The organism is Bacillus sp. FSL L8-0358 (assembly GCF_038593095.1).
GTDB classification, from domain to species: domain Bacteria; phylum Bacillota; class Bacilli; order Bacillales; family Bacillaceae; genus Bacillus; species Bacillus subtilis.
The window spans coordinates 1,525,326-1,539,077 of record NZ_CP151962.1 but is presented as its reverse complement, the minus strand read 5'-3'; the positions used below and the strand labels follow the sequence as shown (position 1 = coordinate 1,539,077).

General features: G+C 41.4%; 15 protein-coding genes. 6 read left to right on the top strand and 9 right to left on the bottom strand.

Annotated features, from left to right (window positions below):
- Window positions 1–46 precede the first annotated feature (46 nt).
- Window positions 47–1,885: a translational GTPase TypA gene (gene typA, locus NYE49_RS08060; protein ID WP_003232278.1), complete on the bottom strand. Its 1,839-nt coding sequence runs from the start codon at window positions 1,883–1,885 to the stop codon at window positions 47–49.
- A gap of 112 nt (window positions 1,886–1,997) precedes the next feature.
- On the opposite strand from typA, the gene NYE49_RS08055 reads away from it, so the two are divergent.
- Window positions 1,998–2,186 (top strand): YlaF family protein, encoded by a 189-nt coding sequence (locus NYE49_RS08055; RefSeq protein WP_047182567.1) that lies wholly within the window; start codon window positions 1,998–2,000, stop codon window positions 2,184–2,186.
- 272 nt (window positions 2,187–2,458) lie between these two features.
- Complete coding sequence (locus tag NYE49_RS08050; protein ID WP_047182566.1) at window positions 2,459–3,070, top strand: hypothetical protein; 612 nt, start codon at window positions 2,459–2,461, stop codon at window positions 3,068–3,070.
- A 39-nt stretch (window positions 3,071–3,109) separates the two neighbouring features.
- Here NYE49_RS08050 and sigQ read toward each other — a convergent pair whose 3' ends face one another.
- The 4 genes from sigQ to NYE49_RS08030 are packed head-to-tail and all read right to left on the bottom strand — an operon-like array spanning window position 3,110 to window position 6,120.
- Window positions 3,110–3,403, bottom strand: a complete 294-nt coding sequence (sigQ, locus tag NYE49_RS08045; RefSeq protein WP_047182565.1) for an anti-SigP sigma factor SigQ — start codon at window positions 3,401–3,403, stop codon at window positions 3,110–3,112.
- Window positions 3,400–3,921 carry an RNA polymerase sigma factor YlaC gene (ylaC, locus tag NYE49_RS08040; RefSeq protein ID WP_015252163.1) on the bottom strand — a complete coding sequence of 174 codons (522 nt, stop codon included), beginning with the start codon at window positions 3,919–3,921 and terminating at the stop codon, window positions 3,400–3,402. The genes sigQ and ylaC overlap by 4 nt, the downstream gene beginning before the upstream one ends.
- On the bottom strand, window positions 3,921–4,190 hold the full coding sequence (locus tag NYE49_RS08035) for a hypothetical protein (RefSeq protein ID WP_003232287.1): 270 nt from the start codon (window positions 4,188–4,190) through the stop codon (window positions 3,921–3,923). Before NYE49_RS08035 ends, ylaC begins: the two co-directional genes overlap by 1 nt.
- The gene (locus NYE49_RS08030) at window positions 4,180–6,120 is read right to left on the bottom strand and encodes a hypothetical protein (RefSeq protein ID WP_080344192.1); all 1,941 of its coding nucleotides are present in this window, start codon (window positions 6,118–6,120) and stop codon (window positions 4,180–4,182) included. Before NYE49_RS08030 ends, NYE49_RS08035 begins: the two co-directional genes overlap by 11 nt.
- 284 nt (window positions 6,121–6,404) lie before the next feature.
- Between NYE49_RS08030 and nprE the strand changes: the two genes are divergently transcribed.
- A complete protein-coding gene (nprE, locus tag NYE49_RS08025) occupies window positions 6,405–7,970 on the top strand; it encodes a neutral metalloprotease NprE (protein ID WP_015383569.1) in 1,566 nt (521 codons plus the stop codon).
- A 349-nt stretch (window positions 7,971–8,319) separates the two neighbouring features.
- Window positions 8,320–9,234: a class I SAM-dependent methyltransferase gene (locus NYE49_RS08020; protein ID WP_047182563.1), complete on the top strand. Its 915-nt coding sequence runs from the start codon at window positions 8,320–8,322 to the stop codon at window positions 9,232–9,234.
- Window positions 9,235–9,311: 77 nt separating this feature from the next.
- Here the strand turns inward: NYE49_RS08020 and NYE49_RS08015 are convergent, their stop codons facing one another.
- The 3 genes from NYE49_RS08015 to NYE49_RS08005 form a co-directional block, all read right to left on the bottom strand.
- Window positions 9,312–9,740, bottom strand: a complete 429-nt coding sequence (locus tag NYE49_RS08015; protein WP_080030727.1) for a GNAT family N-acetyltransferase — start codon at window positions 9,738–9,740, stop codon at window positions 9,312–9,314.
- Between the two features lie 25 nt (window positions 9,741–9,765).
- Entirely contained in the window at window positions 9,766–10,563 is a 798-nt protein-coding gene (gene suhB / locus NYE49_RS08010; protein WP_014476703.1) for an inositol-1-monophosphatase, read from the bottom strand.
- A gap of 139 nt (window positions 10,564–10,702) precedes the next feature.
- Window positions 10,703–10,891, bottom strand: coding sequence for a hypothetical protein (locus NYE49_RS08005; protein ID WP_009967148.1), 189 nt, complete (start codon window positions 10,889–10,891; stop codon window positions 10,703–10,705).
- 239 nt (window positions 10,892–11,130) lie between these two features.
- On the opposite strand from NYE49_RS08005, the gene NYE49_RS08000 reads away from it, so the two are divergent.
- Entirely contained in the window at window positions 11,131–11,769 is a 639-nt protein-coding gene (locus NYE49_RS08000; protein WP_174616617.1) for a YktB family protein, read from the top strand.
- Between the two features lie 31 nt (window positions 11,770–11,800).
- On the opposite strand, the gene NYE49_RS07995 is transcribed toward NYE49_RS08000, so the two are convergent.
- Complete coding sequence (locus tag NYE49_RS07995) at window positions 11,801–12,067, bottom strand: UPF0223 family protein (protein WP_047182561.1); 267 nt, start codon at window positions 12,065–12,067, stop codon at window positions 11,801–11,803.
- A gap of 184 nt (window positions 12,068–12,251) precedes the next feature.
- Between NYE49_RS07995 and speA the strand changes: the two genes are divergently transcribed.
- Window positions 12,252–13,724 (top strand): arginine decarboxylase, encoded by a 1,473-nt coding sequence (gene speA / locus NYE49_RS07990; RefSeq protein ID WP_014479695.1) that lies wholly within the window; start codon window positions 12,252–12,254, stop codon window positions 13,722–13,724.
- Window positions 13,725–13,752 lie beyond the last annotated feature (28 nt).

The following is a 13,752-nucleotide window of genomic DNA, read 5'->3' as shown; positions in this document are numbered from 1 at the left end:
TCCCCTGTAAACGTACGGGTTCTATCTTTTCAAATTCTGCACGAGATTAAGACAATCCTGCTGTTTTTTTCTTTTTAGCTGCTTTTTCACGTTCGTTCTTATTGAGGATCTTCTTTCTTAAACGGATGGATTCAGGCGTTACTTCACAATATTCATCTTCGTTTAAGTACTCTAGAGACTCCTCAAGAGACATGATGCGCGCTTTTTTAATTGTAGTTGTCTGATCCTTTGTCGCAGAACGGACGTTTGTTTGCTGTTTCATTTTGCTGACGTTAACAACAAGGTCATTGTCACGGTTATGCTCTCCAACGATCATTCCTTCGTATACTTCAGTCCCCGGCTCAACGAAGATGACACCGCGGTCTTCAATTCCTTGAATACCGTATGATGTTGCTTTTCCGTTTTCCATTGACACAAGTACACCTTGACGACGTCCGCCGACTTGGCCTGCCTGCATCGGCTGGTAGCTGTCAAACGTATGGTTCAAAATACCGAATCCGCGTGTTAATGATAGGAATTCTGTAGAGTAACCGATCAATCCGCGGGAAGGAACTGTAAAGATGAGACGGACTTGGCCGTTTCCGTTGTTGATCATATCAACCATTTCGCCTTTGCGGGCACCCATTGATTCCATGACAGAGCCAGTATGCTCTTCAGGAACATCAATTTGCACACGTTCAACAGGCTCACAGCGTACGCCGTCGATTTCTTTGATAATAACTTCAGGTTTTGACACTTGAAGCTCATAGCCCTCACGACGCATATTTTCAATTAAAATTGACAAGTGCAGCTCACCGCGTCCTGAAACAACCCAAGCATCAGGAGAAGCTGTTGGCTCAACACGCAAGCTCACATCCGTCTGAAGCTGTGATTGAAGACGCTCTTCGATTTTGCGGGCCGTTACATATTTGCCTTCACGGCCTGCAAACGGACTGTTATTCACGACAAATGTCATTTGAAGTGTCGGCTCATCAATTCGAAGCACTGGAAGCGGATCTTGATGGTCTACAGGACATACCGTTTCACCAACGTTGATATCTTCCATCCCGGAAACCGCAACGAGGTCTCCCGCTTTTGCTTCTTCAATTTCCACACGCTTTAAGCCTTGGAAACCAAAAATCTTTGTAACACGGAATGACTTTGCCGTTCCGTCAAGCTTCATAAGAGAAACCTGCTGTCCGACTTTCATTGTGCCGCGGAATACGCGTCCGATTCCGATACGGCCTACATAGTCGTTGTAGTCAAGAAGGGCAACTTGGAATTGAAGCGGCTCCTCTGCATTATCAACAGGTGCCGGAACATGCTTAATAATGGTTTCATATAAAGCTTCCATGTTTTCATCCTGTTGTTTCGGATCAAGACTCGCTGTTCCATTAATCGCGGAAGCATATACCACTGGGAACTCGAGCTGCTCTTCATTAGCATCAAGCTCAATGAACAGATCCAGAACTTCATCGATAACTTCCTCTGGACGAGCAAAGTCACGGTCAATTTTGTTTACAACAACAACAGGGTTCAGGTTTTGCTCAAGAGCTTTTTTCAGAACAAAACGAGTTTGAGGCATACAGCCTTCATATGCGTCAACGACAAGCACTACGCCGTCTACCATTTTCATAATCCGTTCTACTTCTCCCCCAAAGTCTGCGTGTCCAGGGGTGTCCAAAATATTGATACGTGTATCTTTATAGTTAATCGCAGTATTTTTCGCCAAAATTGTAATGCCGCGTTCGCGTTCAAGATCATTTGAGTCCATTGCGCGTTCAGCAACCTGTTCGTTGGCACGGAACGTACCAGCCTGATGTAAAAGCTGATCGACTAAAGTCGTTTTCCCATGGTCAACGTGGGCAATAATCGCGATGTTGCGAAGATCATTTCGAAGTTTCACTTTTTCATCTCCTAAAAAAATTAGATAACTTTCATATTATATCACACATCCTCTTTAAAAGCGTCACGTTTTTCAGTAAACTTAATATAAGACGTAAAAGGGGATGGAAAATATGAAAAAAATGAATTGGCTTTTACTATTATTTGCATTTGCAGCGGTTTTCAGTATTATGCTGATCGGCGTCTTTATCGCTGAAAAAAGCGCTATTGGCATTATCACCAGCATTGTACTTGTTTGCGCTGTCATGGGCGGCGGATTTACATTAAAAAAGAAAATGCGCGAACAAGGCTTGCTTGATTAAAAGCATTGCCCCGCCGGCGACATTGTAATCAAAAAACACCGCAAAGAAAGCGGTGTTTTTCATTTCTTTAAGCCTTATCTCCCCTGTTTCTTAGTCAGGAAGATGCAAAACAGCCTTCATACATAGACAATCGTTCTAACAATCACACGTGCAGCCTTCAAAAAGTAGTTCGGCAACGATACGCATAAAATACCATAGCGCCTATTCCTCCACCGGAAACTACTCCCTATAATGGAATTTGTAGCACAATTCATAAAAGGGAGAGAAGAAACATGAAGAAAACATTTGTAAAAAAAGCTATGTTAACGACTGCCGCAATGACCTCAGCTGCTCTATTAACGTTCGGTCCTGATGCAGCCAGCGCAAAAACACTGGTTGATAACACTGCTGTTCAACTCCAGCATCAGGCGAGCACTAACGAAGATCTCAATACATTCATTGATATATTAAATCAATGTATTTACGAACAAGACGGTGTATATTATTTTGACAGCGAAAAAGCTGTCGAGTTAGGAATGACAAAAGAAGAGGCTCAGGTAATTGCTACACTCTGGGAATCGACATCAGAATTTTTCGGCATTGTTTCACAATGTGTGTATCTCGAGGATGGAAATTACAAATTTGATACAGAAAAAGCAGTTGAACTTGGCTTCACAGAAAAAGAAGCACTTGCACTTGAACAATTTTTCTCCGCTGTTTCTCTTAAGATTCACATTCTACAAGCAGCCATTGTGCTACAAGATGATGTGTACAGCTATGATAAAGACGCAGCGCTACAAGCAGGTGCAACGCCACTGCAAGCTGACGTTTATGAAAAACTCTTCAGTGCCCTGTCACAAGAACAGCTTGCCGCTATTTACGATATGATTCATCCCCAGGCTTAATGTGAAAAAGCGCTTGCCGGAATCGGACAAGCGCTTTTTTTATATCAGCAGTTTGATGATCAGCATCATGGCAACCGCCGCTCCAAACCAGCAGGCAGCTTTCATGATCAGTAAACCATAGTACCTCTGTTTAAAACGCAGTTCTTCTTCCGGCAGAAAAGCCTCCTCAACAGCCTGTTCGCTTTCCAATTCAAATGGCTCAGCCATCGTGTCATACATGTCTTTGCAGCTGCTGCACATTTTTAAATGCTCTTCTATAACGTGTTCCGTTTCTCTTTTACAATCACCTTCAAGATACAGAGGAAGCAGGTCTCTTACTAGAAAGCAGGTCATATCCGCTCCTCCTCTCTACTTTTCGTCATGTGTTTCTTTAGCTCTAATCTAGCCCGGTGCAATGTGGTTTTCACCTTAGAAAGACTCCATCCTAATATCTCAGCGATTTCTTCATAAGAAAGCTCTTGGAATTCTCTTAAAATCAAAACGGATTGATGCTGATCTTTTAACTTCAGGAGCTCCTGCCGCAGTGTTTCGCTTTTCACCGTCCGTGACAGATACTGTTCAGGCTGCTCATAAGTTGTTTGCGTTAACCCCTCATTTTTGCTAATTTCAGTAAATTGGTATTTGACATCCCTGCGGTACCAATTGATAAAGGTATGATGCGCAATGGTGTAGAGCCATGTTCTGATGGAAGAATGCCCCCTAAACGAAGCCAGACCGTTAAGAGCTTTCACAAACGTGTCCTGCGCTAAGTCCTTGGCTGTTTCAAGATGATGAGTCCTTCTGAATAAATAATTTAAAATTTCTTGATAATACTGCCGATACAAGTCCTCAATGGAATCCCTATGCTTCATTAAAAGTAAAACCACACCGTCATCCAAATGGCCAATAAAATGAAACAGATATACATGGAAGACAGGTATACTTTCATATATCTGATTTGGCTTTCTTCTTCAGCACCGGGACTTCTCTTTAAACAAGTTTTACTCTTTAAGTCTTCCGCATTCTTTTGAAATAGGGATTCATGCTGTTTCATCCATTCCATTGATTCATCCTCTAGCTCTCCTTCTTTATACAGGTCGTATAAGTCTACAAAAACAGACTCTTTTTCTTTATGATTCATAAAGACTTTTCACCTCTTGTGTTTCTCCATCCACTACATAGGCATCATGGCGATTTGAACCAAACGGCTGAATAATGATCAGCCATGCATAATGCCGTTCATCCTCTCTTTGAACGATAATCGGACGCATACGCTTTTTGTAAATAACATCCTGATATAGAGAAGCTACCTTTTCGTAAGCCAATGTTCCATTACGATACGTATAGGGGAATGACTGATCAGGTGTATCGCTGTATACATAAACGTTTAGCTGACCTTGATCTTCAAAAAACTCATATGTTTTAGAAGAATCAGTATACATCACCATGTCACCCTGACTGCTTTTTTTCTTCTTTTCTGATCCACGAGCATCGAAGATCGATAATATCTGATGCTGCAGTCGGCTGTTAGCCATTGAGATATTCTTTTTCATCGGAAGCGAAAGACTATGTAAACAACCGGATTCGCCCTCAAATTCCAAAACAATTCCACCTTTTGTTTCCACTCTCACCATGCTTCCGAGCAGGCTGTCGCTTTCAATATCAGTGATCTGATAAGGCTGTTTCAATATGTTCAGCGCTGTAAACATTTGTTCCACTTTGTCTTGAATGTCTTGTTCTGTTATATGAACATGCAATAGAGAGTCAAGCTGGTAAATCGATGGATCTTCACTAAAACCCATTAAGGTTTCCTTTTCCCAATAAAATACCGCGCCATCATCAGCATGATCTTTTTTATGAAGTTGATTTTTCAGGTAAATACGTACGACTGTTTGGCCGTCTTCTTGAGATACCTTTGTTTCGATATGATCCTTATGTAACACACGTCCGTGTCGCTCAAGGAAAGCGATGGACTTTCGCTTGTACTCCTGATTCGTTAGCTTTTTTCCATGTGCTTTTTGTAAGTATTCATAATTACGAATCAGCTGCGATACTTCATCTACCTCAGCTTTATAACCTTTGCTTTCAAATGAGTAGAAATAATGCACATCCATGTTTGTATCATGCAAATAAAGTGTTTCATCCGTAGGAAAAAATGACTTTAGTATCTGTTCCGCTTTTTCTGATGAAATGTGCTCCCCGACAAAATTGAATGAATCATGGACATTTGCTGGCTTTGATACAGCGAAAGCAGCCGTTCCTATGTTATATATCGGATTTAACAGCAGAACAAAAAACAACATGACAGCCATCGTCACCCACTTATTCACACGTACATAAACCTTTCCTGACTTTTGGAACAGATGATAACTCATCAAAAATCCGGCCATTGCCAAATAAATCGTATATGGCATTACTGCACCATAATCTTTTGAGATTTGATTGGGATATGGCGCAAGCAGCAAGACAAGCAGTCCGATAATCAGCGTATAAAATAAGCCTAGTAAAATCTTATTTGTTCTCCAATACAGCTTGAAAAACACAACATTCAACACAATAGGAAGAGTAATAATGAAAAACAGAAACACGAATGCAATTGGCTCGACTCCATCCGGATTTTCCTTCCAATACGTAAAGAAACTGAATATCATTTGTACGATTGGCAAACTGACAACAGCAAGGTCGAACGTATAAAACTTACCCTTTCCGCCATGATCACGCGGCATCAACATATAGTGAAAAGCCGTCAGCAGCACATATCCGTATAACAAAAAATGCAGCAGCGGCAGCAGTTCTTTTCCGTCCTCTCTTAAGTAAGCACTGGTGAAGTTTGTTGATTGCACCTGGTGAATAAGTTCAACAGACACTCCCGCCAGCAGCACAATCCGCAATATAACACCCGCCATGAACATTGTGCGCTGCCGGTTTATTTTAGGATGATGCGCCAAAAGATATAAGCCCGACAGAACAACAATTGACCATTGAATCAGCAGGGTGCTTTGTCTGCTTAATATAAAATAACGTTCGAAATGCAATACATAATGACTGAATAACTCCAACACGAACAACAATCCTTTACTTCTTATTAAGGCCTCATTCGGTTAGACAGCGGACTTTTCAAAAAGTTTCAAGATGAAACAAAAATATCTCATCTTCCCCTTGATATGTAAAAAACATAACTCTTGAGTGAACCATCACATGACACTTGACTCATCTTGATATTATTCAACAAAAACAAACACAGGACAATACTATCAATTTTGTCTAGTTATGTTAGTTTTTGTTGAGTATTCCAGAATGCTAGTTTAATATAACAATATAAAGTTTTCAGTATTTTCAAAAAGGGGGATTTATTGTGGGTTTAGGTAAGAAATTGTCTGTTGCTGTCGCTGCTTCGTTTATGAGTTTATCAATCAGCCTGCCAGGTGTTCAGGCTGCTGAAAGTCATCAGCTTAAAGAGAATCAAACAAATTTCCTCTCCAAAAACGCGATTGCGCAATCAGAACTCTCTGCACCAAATGACAAGGCTGTCAAGCAGTTTTTGAAAAAGAACAGCAACATTTTTAAAGGTGACCCTTCCAAAAGGCTGAAGCTTGTTGAAAGCACGACTGATGCCCTTGGATACAAGCACTTTCGATATGCGCCTGTCGTTAACGGAGTGCCAATTAAAGATTCGCAAGTGATCGTTCACGTCGATAAATCCGATAATGTCTATGCGGTCAATGGTGAATTACACAATCAATCTGCTGCAAAAACAGATAACAGCCAAAAAGTCTCTTCTGAAAAAGCGCTGGCACTCGCTTTCAAAGCTATCGGCAAATCACCAGACGCTGTTTCTAACGGAGCGGCCAAAAACAGCAATAAAGCCGAATTAAAAGCGATAGAAACAAAAGACGGCAGCTATCGTCTTGCTTACGACGTGACGATTCGCTATGTCGAGCCTGAACCTGCAAACTGGGAAGTCTTAGTTGACGCCGAAACAGGCAGCATTTTAAAACAGCAAAATAAAGTAGAACATGCCGCCGCCACTGGAAGCGGAACAACTCTAAAGGGCGCAACTGTTCCTTTGAACATCTCTTATGAAGGCGGAAAATATGTTCTAAGAGATCTTTCAAAACCAACAGGCACCCAAATCATCACATATGATTTGCAAAACAGACAAAGCCGCCTTCCGGGCACGCTTGTCTCAAGCACAACGAAAACATTTACATCTTCATCACAGCGGGCAGCCGTTGACGCACACTATAACCTCGGTAAAGTGTACGATTATTTTTATTCAAACTTTAAACGAAACAGCTATGATAACAAAGGCAGTAAAATCGTTTCTTCCGTTCACTACGGCACTCAATACAATAACGCTGCATGGACAGGAGACCAGATGATTTACGGTGATGGCGACGGTTCATTCTTCTCTCCGCTTTCCGGCTCATTAGATGTGACAGCGCATGAAATGACACATGGCGTCACCCAAGAAACAGCCAACTTGATTTATGAAAATCAGCCAGGTGCATTAAACGAGTCTTTCTCTGACGTATTCGGGTATTTTAACGATACAGAAGACTGGGACATCGGTGAAGACATTACGGTCAGCCAGCCTGCTCTTCGCAGCCTGTCCAACCCTACAAAATACAACCAGCCTGACAATTACGCCAATTACAGAAACCTTCCAAACACAGATGAGGGCGATTATGGCGGTGTACACACAAACAGCGGAATTCCAAACAAAGCCGCTTACAACACCATCACAAAACTTGGTGTATCTAAATCACAGCAAATCTATTATCGTGCGTTAACAACGTACCTCACGCCTTCTTCCACGTTCAAAGATGCCAAGGCAGCTCTCATTCAGTCTGCCCGTGACCTCTACGGCTCAACTGATGCCGCTAAAGTTGAAGCAGCCTGGAATGCTGTTGGATTGTAATATGAGAAAAAGCCTGAGATTTCTCAGGCTTTTTTTGTTACATATCTTGATTTCTCTCTCAGCAGAAACGACGAAAAGATGCTGCCATGAGACAGAAACCGCTCCTGATTTGCAAAAAGAGGGATGCAGCCGCAAGTACGCATTTTATAAAAGCTAATGATTCAGTCCACATAATTGATAGACGAATTCTGCTTCAGGTCACGTGGCTATGTGAAGGATCGCGCGTCCAGTTAAGAGCAAAAACATTGACAAAAAATTTATTTATGCTAAAATTTACTATTAATATATTTGTATGTATAATAAGATTCTCCTGGCCAGGGGAATCTTATTTTTTGTGGAGGATCATTTCATGAGGAAAAATGAGTCCAGCTTAACGTCTCTAATTTCAGCTTTTGCCCGTGCATATCACAGCCGATATGACACACCACTTATTTTTGATGATTTTATCGCAAAAGATCTCATTAACGAAAAAGAGTTTATCGACATCAGTAAAAATATGATTCAAGGAATATCGTTTTTCAACAAAGAGATCGCCGAACGTCTTCAAAATGATCCTGAAAAAATATTAAAATGGGTTGCACAAATCCAGCTGTCTCCCACGCCCCTAGCACGTGCTTCTTATTGTGAAAAAGTCTTGCACAACGAATTAATGCTGGGAGCAAAACAGTATGTCATTCTTGGAGCGGGGCTGGATACTTTCTGCTTTCGGCATCCAGAATTAGAAAACAGCTTACAGGTTTTCGAGGTTGACCATCCGGCTACACAGCAATTGAAAAAAAATAAGCTGAAGGATGCAAATCTGACAATTCCGGATCATCTTCATTTTGTTCCTATGGATTTCACCAATACGTTTTCGTATGATCCTCTCTTAGATGAAGGATTTAAGAACACAAAAACATTCTTCAGCCTTCTCGGAGTGTCTTATTATGTAACACGGGAAGAAAATGCAAGCTTGATCAGCAATTTATTTTCTCATGTCCCGCCTGGAAGCTCTATTGTTTTTGATTATGCAGACGAAACACTTTTTACAGCAAAAGGGACGTCGAATCGAGTTGAACATATGGTGAAGATGGCTGCCGCCAGCGGAGAACCGATGAAATCATGTTTCACTTATCAAGAGATTGAACATCTGTTAGAGTCATCTGGTTTACTGATCTATGAACATCTATCACCAGACGACATTAATGACCTTTTCTTTAGTAATCGAAAAGACAATTTGTCAGCGTTTGAAACGATTCATTATATTCATGCGGTAAAAAAATAATTTTCAAATCATCAGAAGCCTCTCAATGTTTGAGAGGCTTTTTATTGAACCCGTATGCAGCAAATAAGCTACCGTTATCATATGGAATCTTCTGCTAAAGGCTTCACCAAGATCATAAATGATTTGCCTTTCTCATCTTTTTCCGTTTTCAGCTGTTCAAAGCCGCATTGGCTTAAAAACAGTATCCATTCACTGCGCTCAATGGGAACTCCCGCAAACATCGCTTTGTGTTTGGCTCTAAGCAATTTGCTGATCTGTTCAATGATCATCTTCGCATGTCCCTTTTTTTCTTCAGCCGGGTCAATCAGGACCGTTCCGAGCCACGGCTTACCGTTTGAAGGAGACCACTCGAGATGGTAGCTGACGGCAACAGGCAGACCGTCTTTTTCCCATACAAGCCATGACCCGTTGTACATGGAATAGGAGATGATATAGTCTTCTGCATCTTTATCTCCAAACTCCTCCTCTTTCCATACAGGATGAGCCTCCGCGAGCTTTTCTAACAAGCTGAGATCATCCTGCTCAAATGGCCTACTTCCCAGCATGAAGATACTCTTCAAATATCGTTTTATGTATAGATGGGTTTCCGGCTAGCACACTGTGGTTTTCTAAAAAGGTAAACGGCTCTCCTTCAATGGTCGTATAGATGCCTCCTACTTCATTTAACAGCACACAGCCGGCTGCGTAGTCCCATGGCGCAAGCCGCATCGTGATGTAAGCATCTATTCTTCCTGCCGCGACATTTGCCAGCTCTAAAGCGGCAGAACCGTAGGAGCGTGTGCCTCTGACTCTTTTCACAAGTGGCGCTAACACACTTTGATCAATTCTTCTGTTTTCCGTTACCCATGTTGCATTAATGGCAAGAATCGCTTCTTCAATGACGGTTTCTTTTAAAGGAGCCAGCTTCGTTTCATTCATATAAGCCCCTCTGCCGCTAAATGCGTGATACAGCTCATCATGCACCACATCATAAATTAAACCGATTTTCCCTTCACCGTTTTCAAAAATCCCAATGGAAATCGCAAAATTTCTTTGCTGGTGCACAAAATTCATCGTCCCATCAATCGGATCAATAATCCATACGACTCCCTCAAGTGAGTGGATTTTGTCTCCTTGCCCCTCTTCACCGAGTATCCGATGTCCCGGAAATGTTTCTTGAATTCGATCAATGAAAAACTTTTCGGTTTCTTTGTCAATATTGGTGACTAAATCATTCGGATTTGATTTCGTTTCAATTGTTAGGCTTTCATGCATGGATTGTTTAATTCTCGCGCCTGCTTCTCTTATCCATTTCTTTGCAATCTCATCAATTTCCGTCCAATTTGTCATTCGTTCGTACCTCTCTTCTATGTAGACCTTTTATTTTATAGGATACTGATAACGGCAATGAAAAAGCAAGGAAAATGAAAAATATCCCTTCTCACGTAAAAACGAACCATTCATGCGGTTCGTTTTCACTATCGCTTTTTTACCCGTTAAGACGAATCCATTCTTTTCTAAGTCGCTCAAGTTTGTTTTTGCTTTGTTCAATCTGCTCTTCATTTTCTTTCTGCATTGCTTCATATAGGGTTGCCAATTCATAATCAACCTCTAGTCTCCAGACAGCAACACGATTGTTTTTCTCTTCCTTAAATCCCTCTTTTACAACTTGCCTCATTGTCTTTCGCCCCTTCCAGAGATCATTTGTTTGTAAAAAAGCATCCCATTTTGCCATTCAACAATGATTACTTCTTATATCGTATGATTGTTCTATTTACGCGCAACATGATTCTGAAAATTGTGTGTTTACCTATTCGTTTATTACCACATTTCCCCTTACTTCAAACGCGCTCAATCTTTTTGAAGCTCGTATGAACTGTGATAAAATATGTATACTTAGCATGAAGGAGGAAAATCATGACACAAATGCGTTTCACTGAAGAAGACTTTAACACATTTACAATAGAAGGCTTAGATGCGCGCATGGAAGTATTAAAAGAGACGGTCCGTCCGAAGCTTACAGCTCTAGGCGAACATTTTGCCCCAACTTTATCAGCTTTAACCGGAGATGAAATGTTTCCGCATGTGGCAAAGCACGCAAGAAGATCCGTCAATCCCCCGGCTGACAGCTGGGTGGCGTTCGCAAACAGCAAAAGAGGCTATAAAAAACTGCCGCATTTCCAAATTGGTTTATGGGAAAGCCACGTCTTTGTGTGGTTCGCGATTATTTATGAATCCCCTATCAAAGAAGAATACGGCAAATTGCTTGAAGTGAACCAAGAAACCATTACGATAAATATCCCTGACAGCTTCGTTTGGTCTGCAGATCACACAAAACCGGGAGTACATAAACAGTCTGAAATGGACAAGGAACAGCTAAAGACACTGTTTGAGCGTTTGCAGACTGTAAAGAAAGCTGAGCTGTTATGCGGCATCCAGCTCCAAAAAGAAGAAGTGCTGAATATGAATAACCAGGAATTCCTTCAGCGTATCGACGATGCCTTTAAGCAGCTGGCTTTTCTGTACCGTCTCACCCAAAAAGTATCACAAGCATAAAAAAGAGCCGGGATATCCCCGGCTCTTTTTCCTACATTTTAATCTTCGCGTGATCAGATTCTTTCGCCTGTTTGACCGTGCGATAAGGAGAATATGTACTTTGTTCCTCAAACTCGCCGCATAGCTTTTTTTCCTCGGCCTTCCCCGGTACAATTTCCTTGAAACGGCGGTAAGCTTTAAGCAGTTCTTCACGATCCGCCCCTTTTTCATATGCAAGCTCAACCTGCTGGAAAAATGCAATCACATCCACTGCTTCTTCGGTTGTCCAATCTTCATTCATCGGATATTGATACTCCATTTTCTTCACTCCTTATAGATTTACTTCCCTTAAGAGAAAGCATCTTCATTTGATCATAAATTGTTCTTTACATTCTTTCAAGTTCATAATATAATTCATTTGTTTTACGTCTAAAAAACGGTTGAGAAACTGATTTTAATACACACTATTATGCATAGGTATGATTACAAAGGTGGGAAAACAATTGTCGCAACATGAAACACCCTTATACACAGGACTGAAAAAGCATGCAAGCAGACAGCCTGTTCAATTCCACATTCCCGGCCATAAAAAAGGGGCAGGAATGGACCCAGAATTCAGACAATTTATCGGTGAAAACGCGTTAAGCATAGATTTGATTAATATTGAACCATTAGACGATCTGCACGCGCCAAAAGGCATTATTAAACAAGCACAAGATCTGGCTGCTGAAGCATTTGGCGCGGATCACACATTTTTTTCTGTTCAAGGAACAAGCGGCGCCATTATGACAATGGTAATGGCTGTTTGCGGACCTGGCGATAAAATTATTATTCCAAGAAATGTTCATAAATCAATTATGACAGCTATTGTATTTTCCGGAGCGGTTCCAATTTTTATTCATCCTGAAATTGACAATGAATTGGGCATCTCCCACGGCATTACACTTGAATCTGCTAAACGGGCGCTTACCGAACATCCGGATGCAAAAGGGCTTCTCGTCATCAACCCGACATATTTCGGTGTTGCAGCCGACTTAAAAAGCATCGTAGAACTCGCTCATTCGTTTGATGTGCCAGTGCTTGTGGATGAAGCACACGGCGTTCACATTCATTTTCACGACGAATTGCCGCTATCGGCTATGCAGGCAGGAGCGGACATAGCAGCGACAAGTGTACACAAGCTGGGCGGATCACTCACGCAAAGTTCGATTTTAAATATGAGAGAGGGCCTTGTATCAAAAGACAGAGTGCAATCCATCCTGAGCATGCTGACAACTACGTCAACTTCTTACTTGCTTCTCGCTTCTTTGGATGTTGCCAGAAAACGCCTTGCAACAGAAGGCCACCAGCTTGCTGAGGAAACACTAAAGCTTGCCAATCAGACGAGAGATCGCCTCAACCAGATTGAAGGCATTTATTGTGTCGGTTCTGAGATTCTTGGGTCGAAAGCAGCTTACAGCTATGATCCGACAAAATTGATTATCTCTGTGAAAAGTCTTGGCCTGACAGGACATGACGTGGAAAAATGGCTTCGTGAATCCTTTAATATTGAGGTTGAGCTTTCTGATCTGTACAATATTTTGTGTATTTTCACTCCTGGTGACAGCCAAAATGATGCAGACCGGCTTGTAGAGGCTTTAACTGAGATCGCACAGCAAATGTCAGAACAAGATGTAACACATCAGCAAACTGAGGTTCTGCTTCCAGAAATACCTTTATTGGCAATGACTCCGCGTGATGCTTTCTATGCAAATACGGAAGTCATCCCATTAAAAGAAGCATCCGGACGGATTATTGCTGAATTTGTCATGGTATATCCGCCTGGTATTCCAATCTTCATTCCAGGAGAAATTATTACAGAAGAAAACATCAGCTACATTTTTAAAAACCTTGACGCAGGCCTCCCTGTTCAAGGACCTGAGGACTCGACTTTACATATGATCCGAGTCATCAAAGAACAAAAAGCAATTCAATAAAAAATAAAAAGCAATTCAATAAAAAATA